Raw genomic sequence first — 26,050 nt, forward strand, 5'->3', positions numbered from 1 at the left:
ATGCGTACACCCCATTTTTTCTTGCAATGAAATCAATATTGGTATTGCTGCTGGCCAGCCTGGCCGCTTTTCTGGTGATGGCCTTCCGGCCCGAGGCCGCGCCGCAAACCCAGGTGTTCCTGGTCGGCGACTCGACCATGGCCGACAAGGCTGACCTGAGCAAGCCCGAGCGCGGCTGGGGCATGGCCTTTGGGCAGTATTTCGACGGCGGCGTGGTCATTCGCAACACCGCCGTGAACGGCCGCAGCACCAAGAGCTTCCTGCGCGAAGGCCGCTGGGCGAAGGTGATGGAGCAGCTGAAGCCTGGCGACTGGGTGCTCATTCAGTTTGGGCACAACGACTCGAAAGTGGAGGACAGCACCCGCTCGGCTCCGGCCCAAACCACCTACCGGCAGCTGCTCACCAAGTACGTGCAGGAAGCCAAGAAGAAAGGCGCCAACCCTGTGCTGCTCACGCCCGTAGGCCGGCGCTACTTCGACGAAGCCGGCAAGCGCAAGGACGACCACGGTGAATACCCCGGCGTGGTGCGCGAAGTGGCCAAAGCCCAAAAAGTGCTGCTGATTGACATGCACGAGAAGACCTGGGCGCTGTACTCGCAGCTCGGCGAGCAAGGCTCCCGGCCCCTGTTTTGGAGCTACCTGAACGGCTACTACCAGCCCAACCCTGTGGCTCCGGCCAAGAATGACAACACCCACTTCTCGGAATACGGCGCCACCCGCGTGGCCCAACTGGTGGCCCAAAGCGTGCAGGAACAAAAGCTGGCCCTGGCCTCGCACCTGAACACCACCGCGTTTGCCGGCAAGTTCACCTACGACCTGCCGGTGGTGTTGCAGCCCGTTTTCCGCAAGGACACCTTCAACATCGTTAAATACGGCGCCAAAGCCGACGGGCAGACGCTCAACACCGCCGCCATCCAGAAAGCCATTGACGCCTGCGCCGAGAAGGGCGGCACCGTGCTGATTCCGCGCGGGCTGTGGCTCACGGCCTCGCTGGAGCTGAAGAGCAACGTAAACCTGCACGTGGCCCAGGGCGCGCTGGTACAGTTCAGCAACAAGCTCACCGACTACCACCTCATCAAAACCACATGGGAAGGGGAGGACGCCGTGCGCAACCAGGCCCCGCTCTACGGTCACGACCTGGAGAACATTGCCATCACCGGCCCGGGCACGTTCGACGGCGCCGGCGACGCGTGGCGCATGGTGAAAAAGAGCAAGCTGAACGAGACGCAGTGGCAGAAGCTGCTGGCCTCGGGCGGCGCGCTGAACGAGAAGAAGGATACCTGGTACCCCACGGCGCAGTCGCTGAAAGGCTCCCTCGCCACCAAGCCCGGCATTCTGAAGCCTGGCCAGGAGCCCAACTTTGCCGATTACACCGACGTGAAGGATTTCCTGCGGCCCAACATGCTCAGCCTTACGCGCTGCAAGCAGATTTTGCTCGAAGGCTTCACCATTCAAAACTCGCCGGCCTGGACCATTCACCCGCTGCTGTGCGACAACATTACCATCCGCAACGTGACGGCCAAAAACCCTTGGTACGGCCAAAACACCGACGCGCTGGACCTGGAATCGTGCCGCAACGGCATCGTAGAAGGCTGCACGTTTGACGTAGGCGACGACGGCATCTGCATCAAGAGCGGCCGCGACGAGCAGGGCCGCAAGCGCGGCGTGCCCACGGAGAACTTCATCATCCGCGACACCAAAGTGTACCACGCCCACGGCGGCTTCGTGATTGGCTCGGAGATGTCGGGCGGTGCCCGCAACCTGTACGTGAGCAACTGCACTTTCATGGGCACCGATGTGGGCCTGCGTTTCAAAACCGCCCGCGGCCGCGGCGGCGTGGTCGAAAACATCTTTGTGGACGGCGTGGACATGACCGACATTGCCGGCGAGGCCATCCTCTTCGACATGTATTACGCCGCCAAGGACCCCGTGCCCCTACTGGGCGAAAGCACCGCGCCGCCCGTGATGGCCGCCGAGCCCCTGAACGAAGGCACGCCGCAGATGCGCAACTTCCGCATTCGCAACGTGACGTGCAAGGGCGCAACCACCGCCATCTTGGTGCGCGGCCTGCCCGAAATGGCCGTGAAAGACATTCGCATCGAAAACGCGGTGCTGGAAAGCAAGAAGGGCATGGTGTGCCAGGAGGCCGAGAACATTCAGTTGAAAAACGTGGCCATTTACTCCACCGATACCAAGCCCGTGCTGGAGGTGCAAAACAGCCGCAATATTGCGCTGGACGGCATCCGCTATGCCAGTGGCGCCGAGCTGCTGCTGCGCGTCACCGGCAACCGCACCAAGGACATTCGCCTGACCAACACCGATACCAAGCAGGCCAAAAAGCAGATAGAGTTGGGTGATAAAGTGGGCAAAAAAACAGTCTTACTGTCGCAGAAATAATAGCCTGCTGGTGGCTGCTACCGGGCGAAACGGCTTCTCATAAGCTGTTTGAATTATCAAACAGCTTATGAGAAGCCGTTTCGCCCTCAGTATGCCTGCCGGTCCGACGCCCTAGGCGTCGGACCGGTTGTTGAGAGGACGTTGAATATAGATAGCGCAGGCACCAACCGGTCGGACGCCTAGGGCGTCGGACCGGCAGGCGTACCCCAACGCCGAATTCGCTTATGCTCAGTCATTAGGAACCGCCCGGGAAATTCCGGTGGCGGTTTCTAGCGGCTGAGCTACTTCTATTTAGGCCTGTTATCTTCTTTATCGGGGCAAATGGATAGGGGAGAGGTGCCCGGCTAGCGGGCTCCGGGAACGTTCCCGGCAACGTATGCGCAAATAAATCGGGGTTTTTGGAGACCTAAGGCTTTGGGTAGCACCTAATATTGGCGACCTCATTGGCGCTAATGCATCATTAGGTGCAAGTGGGGTAAAAAAGTATTGCTCACCTTTTTCCCACCCACCATGCCAAACCCACTACTTCGATTTCTCATCTTGGTTATGTTGCTGAGCAACGCCATGTTGAGCCACGCCCAGAGCCGCCAGGTGAGCGGCCGGGTCCTCGACCGGGAATCCAAAACCGGCCTGCCAGGCGCCACCATTGTGGTGGAGAACACGAACAACGGCACCAGCACGGGCACCGACGGTGGGTTCACCCTCGACATTCCCGGCAACGTCACCAACCCCCGCCTCGTGGTGAGCTACGTGGGCTACACCTCCCAGACGGTGCCCGTGACCGACGCCGGCACCATCGACGTGACGCTGCAGCCGGACCAGAAGTCGCTGGAAGAAGTGGTGGTCATCGGCTACGGCACGGCCAAGCGCAGCGACGTGACCGGCGCCATCGTGTCGGTGAAGGAAGAAGACTTGAAGAAGGTGCCGGTGGCCAACGTGATGGAGTCGCTGCAGGGCCGCTTGCCCGGCGTCGACATCACGCGCAGCAGCGGCTCGTCGAGCTCGGGCGTGAACATCACCGTGCGCGGCAACCGCTCGCTCACGGCCAACAACGGCCCGCTGTTCATCGTGGACGGCATCCAGTACACGTCCATTCAGGACATCAACCCGAACGACATTGCCGGGATGGAGGTGCTGAAAGACGCGGCTTCCACGGCCATTTACGGGTCGCGCGGCGCCAACGGCGTTATCATCGTGACCACCAAGAAGGGCGCTTCGGGCAAAACGCGGGTGTCGCTGAATTCCTATTACGGCATCACCGACGTGGTGCTCTACCCGCTGGTGAACGACGCGGCCGGCTATATTGCCCAGCGCCGCGAGGCCTTCCGCACCACCGGGCAGTGGAACAGTCCCGCCGACGACCCCAAAATCTTCTCTACTTTCCAGCAGCAGTCCATCGCCAACGGCGTCTCGACGCGCTGGCCCAAGGAGTTTCTGAAGCAGGGCCGGCAGCAGGAGCATCAGGTGGGCCTGGCGGGAGGTAGCGACCAAACCAAGTTCTACCTCTCGTTTGACTACTACAACGAGCAGGGCAACCTGCGGCTCGATAACCTGAACCGCTACACCGGCCGCGTGAACGTGGAGCACGCCCTTTCGCCGAAGCTGAAAATCGGCACCCAAAGCCAGCTCACTTATTACAACCAGGACAACCGCCGCGACCCGCTCAACATCGCCAACAAGGTGGACCCCTTGGCCGCGCCCTACGACGCCGACGGCAACCTCGCCATCTACCCCAACAGCGGCAGCTTCATCAACCCGCTGTCGGACGAAGTGGAGGGCAACTACGAGAACAACGTGCGCACCATGCGCACCTTCCTCACCGCCTTCGTCGATTATCAGATTCTTAACGACCTGAACTTCCGCTCCAACGTGGGCCTGACGCTGGGCACGGCCCGCACCGGCATTTTCCTGGGCTCGAACACGGTGGACCGAAACGGCTCTATTCCGCTCTCGTCCTACGCTACGCAGTTCGACACCAACTGGAGCTGGGAAAACATCCTGAACTACAACAAGACCTTCGGCGACCATTCGCTGACGCTGACCGGCGTGACCTCGCTGCTCACCTTCAACACCGAATCGGGCCGGAGCCAGGGCGGCAACCAGCTGCTGGGCTACCAGCTCTACTACGCCTTGGGCAACGCCAACCAGCAGCTCGCCATCAACAGCGCCTATTCTGACAGCAAGCTGATTTCGTTCTCGGGCCGGGCCCAGTACAATTATAAGAGCCGCTACCTGCTCACCCTCACGGGCCGCTCCGACGGCTCCTCCAAGCTGGCCAAGGGCAACAAGTGGGCCTTCTTCCCGTCGGCTGCCGTGGCCTGGCGCATCTCGGAAGAAGCTTTCCTGAAAGACCAAACCGTGCTGAGCGACCTGAAGCTGCGCGTGAGCTATGGCTTGGCCGGCAACTACGACATTCCGCCGTACTCGTCGCAGTCGCTGCTTACCCGCATTCCCTTTGCCTACGGCGACGTTTCGGCCCCCGGCTATGCCTTCAGCAACCGCATCGGCAACCCCGATTTGACCTGGGAGCTGTCGACTACCGCCAACGTGGGCGTGGACTTCGGCCTGCTGCGCAACCGCCTCACCGGCTCGGTGGACATCTACGAAACCAACACCGACGACCTGCTGCTCGACCGCGTGCTGGCCGCTACTTCCGGTGTTAGCGTGATTACCCAAAACGTGGGCAAAACCCGCAACCGCGGCGTCGAGCTGGGCTTGAACGCGCTGGTGATGGAGCGCGGCGACTTCCGCTGGAACGTGGCCGCCACCTGGTACAAGAACGTGGAAGAAATCGTGGCCCTGAGCACCGACGCCAACGACATCAACAACGGCTGGTTTATTGGGCAGCCAACGCGCGTGTTCTACGACTACGAGAAAATCGGCATCTGGCAAACGGCTGACGAAAAGCCCGCGGGCGTGAAAGCCGGCCAGATTAAGGTGAAGGACCAGGACGGCAACGGCACCATTACGGCCTCGGCCGACCGCAAGGTGCTGGGCTCGGCCCTGCCCAAGTGGAGCAGCAGCCTCGCCACCGACGTTACCTACAAAGGCTTCAGCCTGGGCCTGCAAATCTTCGCCCGTTACGGCCAGATGATTAACTACGAGTACGACCAGCTGTTTGACCCGCAAGGCACCGAAAACAGCTCGAAGCAGGATTACTGGACCCCGGAAAACCCCACCAATAACTTCCCGCGCCCCGACGCCAGTCTGTCGAAATCGACGTTGCAAAACAGCCTCTACGGCACCACGCTGGCCTACCGCGACGGCTCCTACGTGAAGCTGCGCGCCGCCACCATTGGCTACAACGTCCCCGCCGCCTGGGTGGGCAAAATTGGCGTGGCCTCGGCCCGCATCTACGTGCAGGGCAAAAACCTGCTCACCTTGAGCAAAATCGACAACTACGACCCCGAGCGGGCCGCCGCGGCTGCCGCTTCCAACGGCGAGCGGACGGCCACGAGCAACAACACCAACGCCAACAACGGCGTGGGCCTCGCGCCGCTTTCCAACCCCATTCCGCGGGTCATCACAGTCGGCGTCAACCTCGGTTTCTAACTCCCACCCACCCTTTTCATTTGACTTCCAAGCATGAAATATTCTGCTTCACTTTTGAAAAAAACGCTGGTGGCCGGAACGCTGCTGTGCACCTTGCCCGCTTGCGAAAAGCAGCTGGAAGAATACAACCCCTCGGGCGTGACGCCCGAAGCCGCCTACGCCACGCCCGCCGGCTTCGAGAGCCTCGTGAACGCCGCCTACTCCTACAACCGCTGGTGGTACGGCAAAGAAGACGGCTACAGCATGTCGGAAATGGGCACCGACCTGTGGCACCGCGGCGCCGGCGACGTGAACCCCGACCTGACCGACTACACCGCGCTGCAGTCCAACTCGGTGGCCGTCGAAAGCCTGTGGGGCAAGCTCTACGCCGCCGTGAACGTGTGCAACGCCGGCGTCCAAAACGTGAGCAAGTCGGGCCTCTCGGCTGATTTGCAAAAGCGGCGCGAGGGCGAGCTGCGCTTCCTGCGGGCCTTCTACTACTGGCACATCGTGGAAACCTGGGGCGGCGTGCATTTCACCACCGAGCCCACGACCGGCGTGCAAACCACCGCCAACCGCACCCCGGTCGCCGACTTCTACAAGCAGATTCTTGAGGACCTCAACTTCGCGGTCGCCAACCTGCCCAACACCACCACCGAGTACGGCCGGGCCACCAAGCCCGCCGCCGAAGCCTTCCTGGCCCGCATGCACCTCACCCGCGGCAACAACCAGGAAGCCGCCACGCTGGCCCAAAAGGTCATTTCGGGCTACAACTTCCAGCTGCTGCCCCGCTACGCCGACCTCTGGAACATGGCCAACATGGAAAACCGCGAGGTGGTGTGGGCCGTGAACTACGCCAAGGACCTCAGCCTGAACGACATCGTGGATGCATCAGCGTACCCCGCCGGCCACCCCCGCGGCAGCAACAACGGCCACTTGCTGTGGATGATGAAGTACGACGACCAGCCCGGCATGGTGCGCGACGTGGCCAACGGCCGCCCCTTCAACCGCTACATGCCGTCACTGTTCCTGCTCGACTTGTTCGATGAAACCAAGGACGCCCGCTACGCCGCCACGTTCAAAACCACCTGGATTGCCAACGCCGCCGTGGCCGGCCGTTTCGCCGTGGGCGACACCGCCGTGGTGGCCACCAAGCGCGAGATTCCGGCCGCTGTGGAAGCCACCAAGAAGTACCGCATCTGGGACCGGAGCGCCGTGTACCGCGCCAACGGCACTGTAGGCGGCGACCGCCTTCACTACGTGTGCCTCAAGAAGTTCGACGACCCCACCCGGCCCACGCTCAACGAAGCCCAAAGCTCCCGCGACGTGTTTGTGCTGCGCCTGGCCGACGTGTACCTGATGGCCGCCGAAGCCAATTTCAAACTTGGTAATACCGGGCCAGCCGTAACGCAAATCAACGCGGTGCGGCGCCGGGCCGCCATTCCTGGCCGCGAGGCCCAGATGGAAATCACGGCCGCCGACTTGTCGCTGGACTTCATCCTGGACGAGCGCGCCCGCGAGCTGGCCGGCGAGCAAACCCGCTGGTTCGACCTCAAGCGAACCGGCAAACTCGTTGACCGCGTGAAGCGCTTCAACCCGGAGTCCGGCCCCAGCATTCAAGCCTTCCACGAGGTGCGGCCCATTCCGCAACGCCAACTCGATGCCATCACCAACAAGAGCGAGTTCACTCAAAACCCCAATTACCGGTAGCCCTCAGCCGCCGCAGCCCGCAAACCGTCCGGATAATTCCGGACGGTTTTTTGCGTGAATTCCTCCCCAAAGTCCGTCATGTTTATCTGGCGTCCGTGCGGCCGAAACAACTCCATAAGGCCGCCGTGGCTCCCCTCTCTTTTGGAGAGGGGCGGGGGTGAGGTTTTCCACGCGAGATGCTTCGCTGCGCTCTGCATGACCGTTAGATTTGCTGCATCACCGAATACACCATTCGGCCTAATTCTTAACCAATCTTCCTCCAGTCGCTAATACTTCGCTATGACAGCACGCTTGCTTGGCAGCTTACTTCTGCTAACCGCCGCCCAATCCCTAAGTGCCCAAACGGCCCCGAAGCCTGCGCCCATGTCGCAGCGCATGGCCGACGCCTTCATCTCCTGGCATCCCGACTCCATCCTCATCGGCACGCGCAAAACCGCCCGTTGGGACTACGAGCAGGGCTTGATGATGAAGGCCCTGGAACGGGTGTGGCAGCGCACCGGCGACGCCAAATACTACACCTACATTAAGAAGGACCTCGACCAGTTTGTGCAGCCCGACGGCAGCATCCGCACCTACAAGCTGGAAGACTACAACCTCGACAACCTCACCACCGGCCACGCCCTGCTGATGATGAGCCAGCTCTCGCTGCCCAGCAACGGCAACGAGAAGTACGTCAAGGCCGCTCAGCTCCTGCGCAAGCAGCTCGACGGCCAGCCCCGCACTAAAGCCGGTGGCTTTTGGCACAAGAAAATCTACCAGAACCAGATGTGGCTCGACGGCCTGTACATGGCCGAGCCGTTCTACGCCGAGTACAGCAAGACCTTCAACCAGCCCGCGGGCTTCGACGACGTGGCCAAGCAGTTTGCCCTTATCGAGAAGAACCTCGTTGACTCCAAAACCGGCTTGCTCTACCATGGCTACGACGAGAGCAAAGAGCAGCAGTGGGCCAACAAAACCACCGGCCAGTCGCCCAACTTCTGGGACCGCGGCATTGGCTGGTACAGCATGGCGTTGGTCGACGTGCTCGACTACTTCCCCGCCAACCACCCGCAGCGCCCGGCGATTGTGAAAGCCCTGCAGCGCCTAGCCCCCGTGCTGGCCAAGTACCAGGACCCCAAAACCGGCACATGGAGCCTCGTGATGGCGCAGGAAAGCCGCAAGGGCAACTATGCCGAGGCCTCGGGCAGCAGCATGTTCGTGTACGCGCTGGCCAGAGGCGCCCGCATGGGCTACTTGGATAAAAAGTATGCCGAGGTGGCCCGCAAAGGCTACGAAGGCCTGCTGAAAACCTTCGTGGCCACGGAGCCGGCCGGCGCGCTGGCCTTCAACGGCACCGTGAGCGTGGGCGGGCTGGGCGGCAATCCATATCGCAACGGCTCGTTTGAATACTACCTGAGCGAGCCGCTCCGCAAAAACGACTTGAAAGGCGTGGGCCCGTTCATCTTGGCGAGCACCGAAATGGAAATTGCGGCCGAGAACAGCCTGGGTCAGAACAAGACCGTGGGCCTCGACTACTACTTCAACCACGAGATGCGCAAAAACGCCCTCACCGGCGAGCAGGAGCAGTGGCACTACACCTGGGAAGAGCGCAGCCACGGCGGCTTCTATTTCTGGGGCAACCAGTTCCGGGAGCTGGGCGCTAAGACGGTAGCGGCGCCCACGGCGCCCACGGCCGCTAGCCTCAAGAACCTGAGCGTGTACATCATCGTGGACCCAGACTCGCGCAAGGAGTCGCCCAAGCCCAACTACGTGCAGCCCGCCGACAGCAAAGCCATTGCCGACTGGGTGAAGGCCGGCGGCACCCTCGTGCTTTTCGCCAACGACACGGCTAACTGCGAAACCAAGCGCTTCAACGAACTGGCCAAGAACTTCGGCGTGCAGTTCACCGACCAGAGCGTGAACATGGTGAAAGGCGACCAGTTCGAGCAAGGCAAAGTGGACCTCACGCCCGGCAAAGCCGTGTTCAAAACGGCTGGCACTGCCTACGTGAAGGAGTTGTCGGTGCTGGCGCTGCAGAGCCCGGCGCAGCCGCTGGTGGCCAACGGCGGCAAGAACATCATGGCCACGGCCATGCTGGGCAAGGGCCGGGTCTTCGTCCTCGGCGACCCGTGGCTCTACAACGAGTACGTGGACGGCCGCAAGATTCCCGCCACCTATCAAAATTTTCAGGCTGGAAAAGATTTAGCTGCTTGGCTGCTAGGCAGTAAGTAATTGACTAGAAGGGCTGACGCAATTAGTTGAGCCACTACACAATCGGTTGTGTAAGCGGTTGTGACTTAAGCTCGGCCCTCGGGGAGAAAAGCGGCTATCGGCAACGTTTTCGGAACGGCTTCTGAAGGAAAAACAAAGATTTTCCTTTCAGAAGCCGTTTTTTTACCGGAACATTACCTTTCCATAGCTTCGCCAACGCTACGCTTTGCCGCGTGCGAAGCAACAGCACCTTAATTCCCACTCTTTCGCTCAATGAACAAGCTCGACACGATTGATTACATCGTTTTCTTCGTCTACTTCATCATCGTATCCGGCTACGGCATCTGGGTGTACCGGCGCAAAACGGGCCACGACGGCACCCTCGAAGGCGATTCCAAGGACTACTTCCTCGCCGAAGGCTCCCTGACGTGGTGGGCCATCGGTTCCTCGCTCATCGCCTCCAACATCTCGGCCGAGCAGTTCGTGGGCATGTCCGGTTCGGGCTTTAAGATGGGCCTGGCCATTGCCACCTACGAGTGGATGGCGGCCATCACGCTGGTCATCGTGGCCGTGTTCTTCATCCCGGTGTACCTGAAGAACCACATTTTTACGATGCCGCAGTTCCTCAACCAGCGGTACAACGGCACGGTGGCCATGATTATGGCCATTTTCTGGCTCGCCCTCTACGTGGTGGTCAACCTCACTTCGATTCTCTACCTCGGTGCCATTGCCATTAGCAGCATCGCCGGCCTGAACCTGGAGTTCTGCCTCTACGCGCTGGCCGGGTTTGCCGTCATCATCACGCTGGGCGGCATGAAGGTGATTGGCTTCACCGACGTTATTCAGGTGTTCTTCCTGATTTTGGGCGGCCTCGCCACCACCTACTTGGCCCTGGACCTGGTGGCCGAGCACTACGGGCAGTCGGGCGTTATCAGCGGCTTCAACCTGATGACTCAGAACGCCGGCGACCACTTCCAGATGATTTTCAAGAAGGACAACCCCAATTACATGGACCTGCCCGGCCTGACCGTGCTGCTCGGCGGCATGTGGATTGTGAACCTAAACTACTGGGGTTGCAACCAGTACATTACGCAGCGCGCCCTGGGCGCCGACCTGCCCACGGCTCGCGCCGGCATCTTGTTCGCCGCGTTCCTCAAGCTGCTGATGCCCGTGATTGTGGTACTGCCCGGCATTGCGGCCTACGTGCTCTACAAGCAGGACGTGTTCGGCCCCGCCGAGTTTGGCCAGGGCGCCGACTTGAACCCTGACCGTGCGTATCCGGTGCTGCTCAACATCCTGCCGGTGGGCTTGAAAGGCTTGTCTTTCGCGGCCCTCACGGCGGCCGTGGTGGCCTCGCTGGCCGGTAAGGCCAACTCGATTGCGACCATCTTTACCCTCGACGTTTACAAGAAGGTCATCAATCCCGAAGCTTCGGAGAAGAAGCTGGTGGCCGTGGGCAAAATCTCGGTTATCGTGGCCATGATTCTGGGCGTGCTCATCGCGCCACACCTGGGCATCGACAAGAAGGGGGGCTTCCAGTACATTCAGGAGTACACCGGCTTCGTGTCGCCGGGCATTTTTGCCATGTTCATCCTGGGCTTCTTCTGGAAGAAAACGACTTCCACCGCTGCGCTGTTCGCCACCATTGGCGGCTTCCTGCTGTCGGTGGGCTTCAAGTTCTTGCCTACCGTGATGGACCTTTCGTTCTTGGCGCCGCTGGGTTTCGCGGTGCCGAATGCGGCGGGTGTATACGAAATCCCCTTCCTCGACCGGATGGGCTTCGTGTTCGTCATCTGCGTCTTCGTTATGGTGCTCATCAGCCTGTTTGAAACCAGCCGCGGCGTAAAAACCAACGGTTTGGAAGTCGACAGCAGCATGTTCAAGCCGCAGCCGAGTTTCGCCATTGGCGCCGGGGCCATTGTCGTTATCCTGACCGCGCTCTACACCATCTATTGGTAGAAGCGGGAGCCTAATCGTTGCCCTTGAAACCCACAGTTAGGCCGTTTTCGCGGGCTGATTGTGGGTTTTGCTTGTGGGCTGAATTGTAAAAAGCAGCGCTTATGTTTCACCTCACCCGCCAACTAGTGCTCGGCATCGGGTTGGCCCTCAGCTTTGCGCTAAGCGCCGCCGCCCAGTCTACGTTGTCGAAAGTTTGGGTGCCCGACCTGGGCAACGGCACCTACAAAAACCCGGTGCTCTACGCCGACTATTCCGACCCCGACGTAGTGCGGGTGGGCAGCGATTATTACCTAACCTCGTCGAGTTTCAACGCCGTGCCGGGCCTGCAAATCCTGCATTCCAAGGATTTGGTGAACTGGTCCATCATCGGGGCGGTGTTCAAAGAGCAACCGCCCGTGGCTGAGTTTCGGCTGCCGCAGCACGGCAATGGGGTGTGGGCGCCCGCCATCCGCTACCACAACAAGCAGTTCTACATCTACTACCCCGACCCCGACCGCGGCATTTACGTGACGCGCGCCACCAACCCGGCCGGGCCCTGGGAAACGCCCAAACTCATTAAAGAAGCCAAGGGCTGGATTGACCCCTGCCCGCTTTGGGATACCGACGGGCAGGCCTACCTCGCGCACGCTTTTGCGGGCAGCCGGGCCGGTTTCAAGTCCATCATCGCCGTGTCGCGCATGACCCCCGACGGCCTAAAGGTTGTCGGCGACGATGCCTTGGTGTTCGATGGCCACGCCAAGCACCCCACCATCGAAGGGCCCAAGTTCTACAAGCGCGGCGGCTACTACTACATCTTCGCGCCCGGTGGCGGCGTGCCCACCGGCTGGCAAACCGTGCTGCGCTCCAAAAACGTGTTCGGCCCCTACGAAGACCGAATTGTGATGGACCAAGGCAAGACGCCGGTCAACGGCCCGCACCAGGGCGCCTGGGTGGATACCCCCGACGGCAAAGAGGACTGGTTTCTGCATTTCCAGGACCAGGGCGCCTACGGCCGGGTGGTGCACCTGCAGCCCATGATTTGGAAGAACGACTGGCCCGTCATCGGCACCGACCCCGACGGCGACGGCAAAGGCCAGCCCGTGCTCACCTACCGCAAGCCCCGCGTGCCCGGCCCGGCGCAACCCCTGGCTACGCCCGCCACTTCCGACGAGTTCAGCCGCACCGCGCTGGGCCTGCAATGGCAGTGGCACGCCAACCCGCAAATCGGGTGGTCGTTTCTGAACGGGCCCCAGGGCTACCTGCGGCTGTACGCCGTGCCGCTGCCCGCCGATTTTAAGAACTACTGGCAGGTGCCCAACCTGCTGATGCAGAAGTTTCCGGCCGAGGTGTTCACCGCCACCACCAAGCTGACGTTTACGCCCCGATTCGATGGAGAAAAGGTGGGCCTGCTGGTGATGGGCCTTGATTACGCCCACCTGTCGATAACCAACCAAGCGGGCCGCTGGCAGATTGCCCAAACCACCTGCCGCGACGCCGACAAACTCACCCCGGAAACGGGCGCGGCGCCCGTCAGCATTGCGCCAGCTACGGGCCCCGTGTACCTGCGGGTGCAGGTGACGGCCGGGGCCAAGTGCCGCTTCAGCTACAGCTTGGACGGACAGAAATTCGAGCCCGTCGGTACTGAATTTCAGGCCCGCGAAGGGAAGTGGATTGGGTCGAAAATTGGCTTATTCTGCAATCGAATTGGCAAAACGAATGATTCGGGCAATGCAGACTTGGACTGGTGGCGTGTGACGCTCTAAATTCGCAGGGTGTACTACCGCCTCCAAAAATATACGCTTTGTTCCGTCCCACCCATGACTAAATTTCTACTTGTTGCCTTCTTGTTCCTCAGCCTGACCGGCTTTGCGCAGAACTCCCGCGTGACCGTGGCCCAGGATGGCAGCGGCACCTACCGAACTGTGCAAGAGGCCCTCGACGCGGTGCCGCTGAACAACACGCGGCCCGTCGTCATCTTCATCAAAAAAGGCATCTACAAGGAGAAGCTCAACCTGCCGAAAAAGAAAGATTTTGTGCGCCTGGTGGGCGAGGACCTCAACACCACGGTGCTGACCTACGACGATTATAACGGCCGCACGCCCGCTAATGGCGAGCCGCTCGGCACGTCCGAAGCTTCTACTTTTCGGGTATTTGGCAAGAATTTCTCGGCTGAAAACATCACCTTCGAAAACACGGCCGGCACGTTAGGGCAGGGCCCCGCCATGTGGGTGTACGGCGACAAAGCCCGCTTCGAGAACTGCCGCTTCCTGGGCTTCCGCGACACGTTGTATGCCTACGGCTACGGCAGCCGGCAGTTTTACAAGAACTGTTACGTGGAGGGCGTCACCGACTTCATGCTGGGTTCGGCTACGGCGTATTTTGAGGACTGCACGCTGTTTTGCAAGCCGGGCGGCACCGTGATGATTGCCACTTCCACCCCGGACAGCATCCGCTACGGCTTTGTGCTGTCGGGCTGCAAAATAGTTGGCGACGCCCCCGACGACTCATACTACATTGCCCGGCCGTGGAAGCCCTTCGGCAAGACCGTACTGCTGAACTGCGAGCTGAGCAAAATCATCAAGCCCAAAGGCTGGGACCATTGGGGCAAGGAAAGCAACAAGCAGGACGCTTTTTTCGCCGAGTACAAATCCATCGGTCCGGGGGCTGCCCCCAAAGCGCGCATCTTGTGGTCGAAGCAGCTCACGCCCCAGCAGGCGGCTTTCTACACCCGCAGCACCGTGCTGGGCGGCTGGGACCCCACGCGGGTTGAGTAAAAGACGACGGGCATGAAGACGCACAGCTTATTCCTGGCCCTGCTCCTTGTGGGGGCAAAAGCCCATGCCCAACAAACACCCGCCCCCGCTGCGCCCGCCCCGCAGGTGACGCAGATGACCGTGGCTCAGGACGGGACGGGCACCTACCGCACCATTCAGGAAGCCGTGAATGCCTCCCGGGATTTGTCGCAGGTAACGGTCACCATCTCCATCAAAAACGGCATCTACCGCGAAAAGCTGGTGGTGCCCTCCCACAAAACGCACGTGAAGCTGGTGGGCGAAAGCGCCGCGGGCACCGTCATCACCTTTGCCGACCACACCGGCGACGCGGCCGGGCACAACACCTATTCTTCGCACACCGTGCTGGTGCAAGCCAACGACTTCACCGCCGAAAACATAAGCTTCGAGAACGCGGCGGGCCCCGTGGGCCAGGCCGTGGCCCTGCACGTGGAAGGCGACCGCGCCATTTTCCGCAACTGCCGCATGCTGGGCAACCAAGACACCCTGTTTCCGGCCGTGGAAAACAGCCGGCAGTATTACGTGAACTGCTACATCGCCGGCACCACGGATTTTATTTTTGGCACCGCCACGGCTGTTTTCGAGGGCTGCACCATTCACAGCAAGCGCAACTCCTACATCACGGCGGCCGCCACCACCGCGCGCCAGCTCTACGGCTTTGTGTTCCTGAATTGCAAGCTCACCGCCGACACCGCCGCCCGCAAAGTATACTTGGGCCGGCCGTGGCGCCCAAACGCCAAAACGGTGTTCCTCAACACCGAGATGGGCGCGCACATTGCGCCCGCCGGCTGGGACAATTGGCGCAACCCCGCCAACGAGAAAACGGCCTTCTACGCCGAGTACCGTTCCACCGGCCCCGGCGCCAGTCCCAAAGGCCGGGTGGCTTGGGCGCGGCAGTTATCAGCCAAGGAAGCCAAACGCTACACGCTGAAGGCCATATTCGGGGGTGCACAGCCGTGGGAGCCTAGCCAGCAATAAGTGTCACGCATCTCGGCGCCCCGAAGCACTGAGGCAGGCACCGAAGTAAGAAAAACGCATGAAGTGCGACTCGGAGCGATTTATAGTTATAATGCAAAATTCACCGAATGGCTCCGGTGCCATTTGCTACAGAGTAAATTTGGCTTTCCTGGCTTATATGGGGCATTTTAAACGCAAAAAAAGCTTGGCTTGTCCCTTGTGGCATCGTTCCCGGCAACGATTGCACAAAAAAACATTGTCCAACTCTTGGATTTGGCCGGGCTAGCGTGAAACCTTTAATGTAGCAAAACCACCCTCTACGGGATTGGCCCGCTAAATGGCTTCTTTTGTCGTCTTCGTCACGTCCTTTTTATGACTGCATTCCCTTCCTCGTTTAGCCTGGCTGGCAAGCGTGCCCTCGTCACGGGATGCGACCGGGGCATTGGGCAGGCCATTGCCTTGGGGCTGGCCGAAGCCGGCGCTGACGTCATCGGCGTGTCGCGGAGCATGCCCCAGGGCGGCGAGACGGAGCTGGCCGTGCGGGCACTGGGCCGGGAGTACCACGGCTACCGCGCCGATTTCGGGGACTTGGGCCAGTTGAACGGCTTCATCCAGCAGGTACAGGCGGACTTCCCCATTATAGACATCTTATTCAACAACGCCGGCACCATCCGACGCGCCCCGGCCGCCGAGCACTCCGACGAAGATTGGGACGCGGTGCTGACCATCAACCTCGACGCGCCTTTCCGCTTGGCCCGCGCCATCGGCGGGCAAATGCTGCGGCAGGGAAGCGGCAAAATCGTGTTCACGGCCTCGCTGCTCACGTTTCAGGGCGGCATCAACGTGCCGGGCTACGCGGCCAGCAAAGGCGGCGTGGGCAGCCTGGTGAAAGCCCTGGCCAACGAGTGGGCCGGCCGCGGCGTGAACGTGAACGCCATTGCCCCCGGCTACGTGGCCACCGACAATACCGCCGCCCTGCGCCAGGACCCCGACCGCTCGGCCAGCATCCTGGGCCGCATCCCGGCCGGTCGCTGGGGCACGCCCGATGATTTCAAAGGCCCAGCCGTTTTCCTGGCTTCGGCCGCTTCCGACTACGTGCACGGCACCATCCTCACCGTCGACGGCGGCTGGATGGGGCGGTGATTTGCTGATTATGTGATGTGCTAATGTGTTGAGTGTTCTCCATCACAAGGCAACCCAATACGCCAACGCATCATCGTTTTAGTCAGCATATCAGCACATTACATAATTAGCACATCCTCCTCATGACCCAGCGCTTTGCCATCGGCCCCCGCGAAACCGCCACGCTCCACACGGCCGGCCTTCGGGAACATTTCCTGATTGAAAACATCTTCGTGGGCGGCCACATCGAGCTGACGTACACGCACTACGACCGCATGATTGTGGGCGGTGCCCAGCCCATGGATGCAGCGCTGTCGCTGCCTTGCCCGGAATCGCTCAAGGCCGACTTCTTCTTGGAGCGCCGCGAGTTGGGCGCCCTGAACGTGGGCGGCGCCGGCACCGTTACGGTGGACGGCACCGCCTACGAGTTGAACTACCAGGATTGCCTCTACGTGGGCATGGGGGCGAAAGAGGTGGCGTTTGCCAGCGCCGACGCGGCCCAGCCGGCCAAGTTCTACTTGCTGTCGGCGCCGGCCCACCACGCGTACCCCACCACCCGCCGCACCCAGGCCGAGGCCACGCCCGTGGAAATGGGCGCCGTGGAAACGGCCAACCGCCGCACCATCTACAAATACATCTACCAGGAAGGCATCCAGAGCTGCCAGCTGGTGATGGGCCTCACGCAGCTGCAGGAAGGCAGCGTGTGGAACACCATGCCCAGCCACACCCACGACCGGCGCATGGAGGCCTACCTCTACTTCAACCTGCCCGCCGGCCAGCGCGTGCTGCACCTGCTGGGCGAGCCCACCGAGACGCGCCCGCTGTGGGTGAACAACGAGCAGGCCATCCTCTCGCCGCCGTGGTCCATCCACACCGGCTGCGGCACCAGCGCTTACGCCTTCATCTGGGGCATGGCCGGCGAAAACCGCGAATACACCGACATGGACGCCGTCCCCCTCGACACGCTACGCTAAACTAACTCACTACACTCCCACTCAACTTTATACTGATGAAAAAACAATTTCTCCTGTTCTGGCTGCTGCTCCTGGGGAGCATTGGGCTAGCGGCGGCGCAGAACCGACAGGTTCAGGGCGTCGTGAAATCGGCCGAGGGCGAAACCCTTCCCGGCGTGACCGTGCTGGTGGAAGGCACCACCAACGGCGCTTCCACCGGCCCGAATGGTGACTACAGCCTCACGCTGCCCGAGGCTACTGCGGCCGATGCCACCCTGCGCTTCAGCTTCGTGGGCTTCGTGCCGCAGGCCATCAAAGTGGGCAGCCAGTCCACCATCAACGTGACCCTGGCTTCGGATTCGAAGCAGCTAGAGGATGTGGTGGTAATTGGCTACCAGGAAGTGCCGCGGCGCGACGTTACCGGTTCGGTGTCGTCGGTGGGTGCGCAGCAGATTAAGGACATCCCCGTGAACTCGGCCGCTGAGGCACTGACCGGCCGCTTGGCTGGTGTGCAGCTCACCTCGGCCGAAGGCACCCCGGGCAACAACAACGTGCAGATTCGGGTGCGCGGCGGCGGTTCCATCACTCAGGACAACTCGCCGCTGTACGTGGTCGACGGTATTCAGATTGAAAACGCGCTGAGCGTGATTGCGCCGCAGGACATTCAATCAGTCGACGTGCTGAAGGATGCTTCCTCGACGGCCATCTACGGCGCGCGCGGCGCCAACGGCGTAGTTATCATCACGACCAAGAGCGGGCGTGAAGGCCGCACTGCCGTTACCTACAACGGCTTTGGCGGCTTCCGTCGCCTTAGCAATAAGCTGGACGTGATGGGTCCGTCTGACTACGTGAATTGGCAGTACGAGCGGGCCCGCCTGTCGGGCAACGCCGCCGATTTGTCGAGCTCCTTTGCCACGTTCAAGCGCATTTTCGGCTCCACCAATTTCACCAGCGACACGCTGAACCGGGTGCGCAACGCGCCATTCCGCGACTGGCAGGACGAGGTGTTTGGCCGCGATGCGTTCCAGCAAACCCACAATGTGTCGGTGAGCGGCGGCACGAAGGCCACCACCTACTCGCTGAGCCTGACCAGCAACAAGGAAGATGGCATTCAGCTCGGCTCGGGCTACGACCGCAAGCTGGTAAACTTCCGCCTCGACACCAAAGCCAGCGACCGCCTGCGCTTGGGCGTGAACGTGCGCTTTAATGACCAGGAAAACAAGGGCGCTGGCACGGGCGCGGCCATCGGCACGTCTTCGACGGGCCAGGCCGCCAACACGGGCTCGGCGGTGACTTCGCGCCTGCGCAACACGGTGCAGTACCTGCCCTTTGTGCTGCCTTCACTTGATGGCTCGGCCGGCGCAGACCCCACTGCAAGCTTCGACCCCGAGTTCTTCACCCAGTCGTCGCTCGTGAATCCGGTGCTGGCCATCAACAATGAGTACCGCTCTGACAAGCGCCGTACCTTCAACCTGGGCGGCACGGCAGCCTTCACCATCGCCAAGGACCTAGTGTTCCGCTCCACGGCTGGCGTCGACTTCACCTATGGCGACCTGGGCACCTTCAACGGCCGCTTCTCGCCCACCATCCGGCAGGCTGCCGGCGGCTACCAGGAATTGCCTTTCGCTACTATCAGCACTGGCAACACCACCACCATCAACAACTCGAACGTGCTGGACTACACGCTGCGCAAAGAAAAGCACGTGCTGAACGTCCTGCTGGGCGAGGAAACCTACCAGCAGCGTACCACCACGGCCTTCACACAGGTGAACTTCCTGCCGCTCGACATCACGGCCGAGCGGGCCCTGGCCAACATCAACCAGGCCGTGCTGCCGGTGGGCACCAACGCCCAGCCCGTGCTGCCCAGCACTGGCGTCCCCGTGGACTACCGCCTGCTTTCGGGCTTTAGCCGCTTGAATTATTCCTTCGACGACAAGTACCTAGTGACCCTCTCGGCTCGACTCGACGGCTCGTCGAAATTCAAGCCCGGCAATCGCTCGCAGGTGTTCCCCGGCGCTTCGGTGGCGTGGCGCTTGTCGAAAGAAGACTTCTTCAAAATGCCAGCCGTGTCGGATTTGAAACTGCGCTTGAGCTTCGGCCAGGCCGGCAACAACCGCATTGCCGACTTCCTGACTGACCAACTCTTCCAGGCCGGCAATGTGTCGTACGCCCTCAACCACGTGACCACGCCCGCTACTTCGGCCACCAACCTGGCCAACCCCGACCTGAAATGGGAGGTGACCACCACCCGCAACGTGGGCGTGGACCTGGCGTTGTTCAACAACCGCGTGCAGTTCACGGCTGATGCCTACTACAACACCACCAACGACCTGCTGGTGAACGTGCCCATCCCCGGCTTCACGGGCTACACCACGCAGCTGCAAAACGTGGGCTCGACCTCGAACCGCGGCTTGGAATTGCAATTGACGAGCACCATCATCCAGACGCCGGACTTCACGTGGTCGGCCACGGCCAACGCTGCGCTCAACCGCGGCCGCATCGAGTCGTTGGGCAGCGGCTTGTCGGAAATCCAGAGCATTCAGTCGGGCTGGGCCGGCACGGCCCTGTCGGGCCCCGACTTCGTGGCCCGCGTGGGCTCGCCGGTGGGCCAGATGTACGGCTACATTACCGACGGCTTCTACACCGCCGATGACTTCGAGAGCTACAACTACGCCACCCGCACCGGCGTGCTCAAGAAAACGTCGGCCAGCAATGCCAGCATCACCGGCAACCCCGTTATGGTTGGCACCATCCGGCTGAAGGACACCAACGGCGACGGCACCGTGACCGAATCCGACAAAACGGTGATTGGCAACGCCAATCCCAACGTGACCGGTGGCTTGAACCAGCAGTTCACCTACAAGGGTTTCGACGCCAGCGTGTTCTTGAACTTCGTGTTGGGCAACGACATCTACAACGCCAACAAGATTGAGTTCACCAGCAGCACGGCCAACACTTCTTACGCCAACCTGCTGAGCGAGATGACCAACCGCGTGCGCTACATCGACGAAACCGGCGCCCTCATTGCCGACAAGGCCACTTTCGACCGCGTGAACGCCAACGCCACCATCTGGTCGCCGGTGCGGGGCAACTACTTCCTGCACTCCTACGCCGTGGAGAACGGCTCGTTCCTGCGCGTGAACAACGTGACGGCCGGCTACTCGCTGCCCAAGACGCTCATCAGCAAAGCCAAGCTCAACCAGCTGCGCTTTTACGTGACGCTCAACAACCTGTACACCTTCACCAAGTATTCGGGCTACGACCCCGAGGTGAACACCCGTCGCGGTACGCCCCTCACGCCTGGCGTGGACTACGCCGCATACCCCCGCAGCCGCGCCTTCCTGTTCGGCGTGAACATCGGCTTGTAATCCCAACTCCCACCTGCTTGTGCGTTCGCACCCATTCTCATGAAATTAGTTAGTTCAACTTTCCGGACGGCCACCACGGTGCTGCTGCTGGGCAGCGTGGCCGGCTTGGCCACTTCCTGCAAAGACTACCTGGACGTGGAGCCGCAGACTCTGTCAACCACGCAGAACACCTTTAGCACGGTGAGCGGGGCCACCAGTGCCGTGCTCGGGGCCTACGACCCGCTCTCGGGCGACAACACCTACGGCACCCGCATCAGCATGTACTTCCCCTACGACACCGACGAGATGATTAGCTCGTCGGGCACGTTCGACACGGGCCGCCGCGGCATTGCGCGTTACAAGGCGTTTTCCAGCAACGTCGAAATCATCAACCCCTGGAACAACCTCTACCAGGGCGTGGAGCGAGCCAACATCTGCATCGAGAATATCCCGCAGATGAGCCTGTACACCAGTGGCACGGCTGCCGACACGGCCGCCCTGCACCGCCTTCACGGCGAGGCCCTGACCCTGCGGGCGCAGTACTACTACGAGTTGATTCGGAACTGGGGAGACGTGCCGGCACAGTTCACGCCTTCCAAGGCTGGTCAGAATTTTAACCTGCCCAACGCCGACCGCAACGAAACCCTTACCAAGCTCATCGCTGACTTGGCCCTGGCTGCAAAGCTGGTGCCTTACCGCAGCAATGCCGGCCTAGGAAATGAGCGCATCACCAAGGGCGCCGTTAAGGCCCTGCGGGCGCGCCTGGCTCTGCAGCGCGGCGGCTTCTCGCTGAAAGGAGAGACCATGACGCGGCCGGCTGACTACCTCGACTACTACCGCATTGCCCGCCAGGAATGCCTCGACCTGATTAACCGCCGCGGCGAGCACACCCTCAACCCGAGCTTCTCGGACTTGTGGCGCGGCGTAAACGAGCAGCGTCGTGACGTGGCCAACGAAATTATTTTTGAGGTGGGCATGGCTGGTTCAACTGCCGTCGGCGACTCTAAGCTGGGCTACTACAACGGCCCGCGCCTGCAGGCTTCGCCGATATATGGCTCCACGCAGGGCGCCGTGACCGTGGTGCCCACTTACTTCTACGCCTTCGACTCGACCGACGTGCGGCGCGACATCACGGTGGCGCCCTACCAGTACCCAAGCGGCAGCAACAACCAGGCGGGCGTGGCCCTGAACACCATCTACGACGGTAAATTCCGCCGTGACTGGCACATTCCGCCGCTGCCCGGCACCAATAACTACTTGGGCTACAACTGGCCTATCATTCGCTTCGCCGACGTGCTGCTCATGTATGCCGAAGCCGACAACGAGCTGAACGGTCCCACCGTGGCTGCCGTTGCCGCTTTGCGGGAAGTGCGCACCCGCGGCTTCGGCGGCAACGCCGCCCGCGCCGCCCTGGGCCTGAACACCGCCACTAAGGCCGACATGTTCAACGCCATCGTGAACGAGCGCCTGCTGGAGTTTGGCTCCGAAGGCGTCCGCAAGTACGACCTGCTGCGCTGGAACCTGCTGGCCCAAAAGCTGACCGAGACCAAGGCGGCCCTCAACCAGCTGCGCCTTGGCGCCGCGCCCTACCAGAACGTGCCGCAGTACCAGTACTACCGCGTGGTAAACGGCCGGGTGCAATGGATGCGCTCGTTCTACCGGCCTTCGCCCACGCCCAACACGGCCCCTACTGGCCAGACCCGCGTGAACTGGCGCCAAGCCATCGATGCCACTTACGTGGCCAACCTGCAGCCCAACGGCACCAACGTGACCGTGACCACTGGCTCTACCAGCACCACCGTGCTGAGTACCGGCAGCGGCTTGGCAGCTGAGTACGTGCCCGGCCAGGGTAAGGAGTTGCTGCCCATTCCGCAGACCACTCTGGACACTGACCCGGCCTTGAAGCAAAACTTCGGCTACTAAGCCTTTTGAGCAACCTGCATAATTAGTCGGCGCATGGCTTCGTCCTCTGTTTCGGAACCTTCCTTGTTTAAAGTCGCCGAAGGGCGGCCTTGGGAAACCGTGGCCGAAGGCGTGCGCCGCCAAGTGCTCACCCACGACGCTAACACCATGCTGGTGCGCGTCGCCTTCGACCAGGGCGGCATTGGGGCGCGGCACCAACACGTGCACGTGCAACTGACCTACGTGGAGAGCGGCGTGTTCACGGTGAACATCGGCGACCAGACCCAAGTGCTGCGTGCCGGCGACTCGTGCTACATGCCGTCCAACGTCTGGCACGGGGTAGAGTGCCTCGAAGCCGGCGCGTTGCTGGATGTTTTCAGCCCGGCGCGCACCGAATTTCTATAATCAATCCACAGCGGAGGACGATGTCTTTTCTCCCTTTCAGACGCATGATAAATCTGCAACAACTGCTCCTGTTGGCCGGCCTCAGCCAAGCCTGCATCAGCGCTGACCCTGCGCGGCAGAGCGCGGCGGCGGGCGGCCCGGCAGCAATGGGCAGCACCCCCGCCAGCGGCATTGCGTCGGCGCCAGTGGCGGGGCAGGACAGCATTGCCGAAAAAATGCTGATTTATCAGCGCGCCGTGGGCGGCTGGCCCAAAGCCGTGGACAACGTGAAGGTGGATTACAAGCACCCGATGACCGCCGCCGAGCGGGCCCGTACGCTGGACGACAAGAGCCGCAAGGATGCCACCATTGATAATAACGCCACAACCCGCGAAATCTTCTACCTGGCCGGTGCCTACCAAAAAACCAACAACCCCGCCTACCGCCAGGGCGCCGAAAATGGTATTCGCTTTCTGCTGAAAATGCAGTACGCCAACGGCGGTTTTCCGCAATTCTACCCCGATTTCAGCGGCTACCGCCACCAGATTACCTACAACGACAACGCCATGGTGCGGGTGCTGGAGCTGCTGCGCAACGTGGCTACCGGTACCAAGCAGCTCACCGGCCTCGACCCGACCCTGGTGCCTCAGGCCCAGGCCGCCGTGGAGCGCGGCATCGACTGCATTTTGAAAACCCAGTACGTGCGCAACGGCCAGCTGACGGCTTGGTGCGCGCAGTACGACGAGAAGACGCTGAAGCCCGCCAAAGCCCGTGCCTTCGAATTAGCCTCTTTGAGTGGCGACGAGTCGGTGGAAATTGTGCGGTTTTTGATGGGCATAGAAAAGCCTTCTGAGGAAGTGAAAAAGGCCATTGCCAGCGCCATGGCGTGGTTTGAGAAGGTGAAGATGAAAGGCTTCGCGATGAAGGAAATCACTGCCCCTGATGGAAAGAAGGTGCTCGACCGGGTCATCGTGCCGGACGCTAATTCCACCATTTGGGCGCGCTTTTATGACTTGGAAACCGACCGACCGATTTACGTGGGCCGCGACAGCCAAGTGCACTACCAACTCGCTGAAATAGAAGTAGAGCGCCGCGCTGGCTACCTCTACGCCGGCACCTGGCCCGCCAAGCTGCTGGAAAAAGATTACCCCGCCTGGCAGAAGCGCGTGGACGGCGTCGCCAAAAAATAAACCGGCTAGTAGAACTACCCATGAATACGTTAACCAAAGCCTTAGCCCTGGCCGCACCGGCCGCTGCCGCCAAAGTAGCGTGGCCCACTCCCGCCCTGTTTGACCTGCCCGAAAAGGTGCTGCAGTTTGGCACCGGCGTGCTGTTGCGCGGCCTGCCCGATTTCATGATTGACGAGGCCAACCGCCAAGGCGTGTTCAATGGCCGCGTGGTGGTGGTGAAATCGACGGACGGCGGCGACGCCACGGCGTTTGAACGCCAAGACGGCCTGTACACGGTGTGCGTGCGCGGCGTGGACGACGGCAAGCCCGTGGACGAAAACGTGGTGTGCGCCAGCATCAGCCGGGTGCTGTCGGCCAAAAGCCAGTGGGCCGAGGTGCTGGAATTTGCCAAGAGCCCCGACTTGCAGGTGGTCATTTCAAACACCACCGAAGTAGGCATCCAGTTGGTGAACGAGGACATTCACCTCGCGCCGCCGCAGTCGTTTCCGGGCAAGCTGCTGGCCGTGTTGCACGCGCGCTTCGAAGCCTTCAAGGGCGACGTAAACTGCGGGCTGGTGATTGTGCCGACTGAGCTGATACCCGACAACGGCCGCAAGCTGGAAGCCATTGTGCTGGAGCTGGCGCACCGCAACGACCTGGGCAGCGAGTTCATTGATTGGCTGGAAGCGGCCAACCATTTCTGCAATACCCTGGTCGACCGCATTGTGCCCGGCCGGCCCGAACCGGCGGTTTACGCCCAACTGCAGCAAGACTTGGGCTACCAGGACGAATTGCTCACTGTGGCCGAGGCCTATTCGCTCTGGGCCATTGAGGGCGGCGAGCGGGTGCGCGAAGTACTGTCGTTCCACAGCGTGGCGGCAGGAGTCGTCATCAAGCCCGACATCACTTTGTTTCGCGAATTGAAGCTGCGCTTGCTCAACGGCACGCACACGCTGAGCTACGCCCTGGCGCACCTGATGGGCTGCACCACGGTGCGCGAAGGCTTAGAAAATGAGAATCTGGCCCGCTTCATCCACAACCTGATGCTGGCCGATTTGCTGCCCGGCATCCCCCTGACGGTGGACGAGAAAGTAGGCCAGCGCTTTGGCATGCAGGTGCTCGACCGTTTCCGCAACCCTTTCCTGGAGCACCGCTGGCTGGCGATTGCCATGCAAGGCACCGCCAAAATGCAGATGCGCAACGTGCCTACCCTGCTTCACTACTACCAGCAGCACAAAGCCATACCGCATTATATGGCGTTGGGCTTTGCGGCGTACTTGCTATTCATGCGCAACACGGCCTCGGCTCCCGGCGTGGGCCAGGGTGAAGCCAACGGCGAATCGTACACCATTCAAGACGACCGCGCTGGTTACTTCGCTGAGCTGTGGACTCGCCTTGCCCCGCAAGACGTGGCGGCCGCAGCGCTTCGCAACACCGCCTTGTGGGGGCACGACCTCACCCGTCTGCCCGGCTTTGCCGACAAGGTGAATCAGTACCTGGAGCAACTGCTGGAGGAAGGCGCACCGGCTACGCTGACCGCGTTTTTCACCAAAAAAACGGTAGTTGTCAACTCATAACACAAAACGCACCTCAAATTACCGTCGTGTCGAGCGCAGCCGAGACATCTCGCTCGGGGCGGTAATCAATGATTAGTGGTAG

At 61.3% G+C, this 26,050-nt stretch carries 15 protein-coding genes; all 15 read left to right on the forward strand.

Annotated elements, in window-relative coordinates; genetic code table 11:
- Positions 1 to 26: 26 nt before the first annotated feature.
- The 15 genes from VF629_RS20735 to VF629_RS20805 all read left to right on the forward strand — a co-directional run bounded on the left by VF629_RS20735 (position 27) and on the right by VF629_RS20805 (position 25,968).
- Entirely contained in the window at positions 27 to 2,396 is a 2,370-nt protein-coding gene (locus VF629_RS20735) for a glycosyl hydrolase family 28 protein (protein WP_331060414.1), read from the forward strand.
- Positions 2,397 to 2,906: 510 nt separating this feature from the next.
- Positions 2,907 to 5,948, forward strand: a complete 3,042-nt coding sequence (locus tag VF629_RS20740) for a TonB-dependent receptor (RefSeq protein ID WP_331060415.1) — start codon at positions 2,907 to 2,909, stop codon at positions 5,946 to 5,948.
- Positions 5,949 to 5,981: 33 nt separating this feature from the next.
- A complete protein-coding gene (locus VF629_RS20745; protein ID WP_331060416.1) occupies positions 5,982 to 7,637 on the forward strand; it encodes a RagB/SusD family nutrient uptake outer membrane protein in 1,656 nt (551 codons plus the stop codon).
- 279 nt (positions 7,638 to 7,916) lie between these two features.
- Positions 7,917 to 9,848 (forward strand): glycoside hydrolase family 88 protein, encoded by a 1,932-nt coding sequence (locus VF629_RS20750; RefSeq protein WP_331060417.1) that lies wholly within the window; start codon positions 7,917 to 7,919, stop codon positions 9,846 to 9,848.
- A gap of 252 nt (positions 9,849 to 10,100) precedes the next feature.
- The gene (locus VF629_RS20755) at positions 10,101 to 11,786 is read left to right on the forward strand and encodes a sodium/sugar symporter (RefSeq protein WP_331060418.1); all 1,686 of its coding nucleotides are present in this window, start codon (positions 10,101 to 10,103) and stop codon (positions 11,784 to 11,786) included.
- A 101-nt stretch (positions 11,787 to 11,887) separates the two neighbouring features.
- Entirely contained in the window at positions 11,888 to 13,528 is a 1,641-nt protein-coding gene (locus VF629_RS20760) for a glycoside hydrolase 43 family protein (protein ID WP_331060419.1), read from the forward strand.
- Between the two features lie 54 nt (positions 13,529 to 13,582).
- A complete protein-coding gene (locus VF629_RS20765) occupies positions 13,583 to 14,539 on the forward strand; it encodes a pectinesterase family protein (RefSeq protein ID WP_331060420.1) in 957 nt (318 codons plus the stop codon).
- A 12-nt stretch (positions 14,540 to 14,551) separates the two neighbouring features.
- A complete protein-coding gene (locus VF629_RS20770) occupies positions 14,552 to 15,535 on the forward strand; it encodes a pectinesterase family protein (RefSeq protein ID WP_331060421.1) in 984 nt (327 codons plus the stop codon).
- A 351-nt stretch (positions 15,536 to 15,886) separates the two neighbouring features.
- Positions 15,887 to 16,657, forward strand: coding sequence for an SDR family oxidoreductase (locus VF629_RS20775; RefSeq protein WP_331060422.1), 771 nt, complete (start codon positions 15,887 to 15,889; stop codon positions 16,655 to 16,657).
- A 122-nt stretch (positions 16,658 to 16,779) separates the two neighbouring features.
- The gene (gene kduI, locus VF629_RS20780) at positions 16,780 to 17,610 is read left to right on the forward strand and encodes a 5-dehydro-4-deoxy-D-glucuronate isomerase (RefSeq protein ID WP_331060423.1); all 831 of its coding nucleotides are present in this window, start codon (positions 16,780 to 16,782) and stop codon (positions 17,608 to 17,610) included.
- Positions 17,611 to 17,645: 35 nt separating this feature from the next.
- Positions 17,646 to 20,957, forward strand: coding sequence for a TonB-dependent receptor (locus VF629_RS20785; RefSeq protein WP_331060424.1), 3,312 nt, complete (start codon positions 17,646 to 17,648; stop codon positions 20,955 to 20,957).
- Between the two features lie 39 nt (positions 20,958 to 20,996).
- Complete coding sequence (locus VF629_RS20790; RefSeq protein WP_331060425.1) at positions 20,997 to 22,859, forward strand: RagB/SusD family nutrient uptake outer membrane protein; 1,863 nt, start codon at positions 20,997 to 20,999, stop codon at positions 22,857 to 22,859.
- A 33-nt stretch (positions 22,860 to 22,892) separates the two neighbouring features.
- Positions 22,893 to 23,243: a cupin domain-containing protein gene (locus VF629_RS20795; protein ID WP_331060426.1), complete on the forward strand. Its 351-nt coding sequence runs from the start codon at positions 22,893 to 22,895 to the stop codon at positions 23,241 to 23,243.
- Positions 23,244 to 23,287: 44 nt separating this feature from the next.
- Entirely contained in the window at positions 23,288 to 24,412 is a 1,125-nt protein-coding gene (pelA, locus tag VF629_RS20800; protein ID WP_331060427.1) for a pectate lyase, read from the forward strand.
- Positions 24,413 to 24,432: 20 nt separating this feature from the next.
- Positions 24,433 to 25,968 carry a tagaturonate reductase gene (locus VF629_RS20805; RefSeq protein ID WP_331060428.1) on the forward strand — a complete coding sequence of 512 codons (1,536 nt, stop codon included), beginning with the start codon at positions 24,433 to 24,435 and terminating at the stop codon, positions 25,966 to 25,968.
- Positions 25,969 to 26,050 lie beyond the last annotated feature (82 nt).

Source organism: Hymenobacter sp. (assembly GCF_036388155.1).
Lineage (GTDB): Bacteria > Bacteroidota > Bacteroidia > Cytophagales > Hymenobacteraceae > Hymenobacter.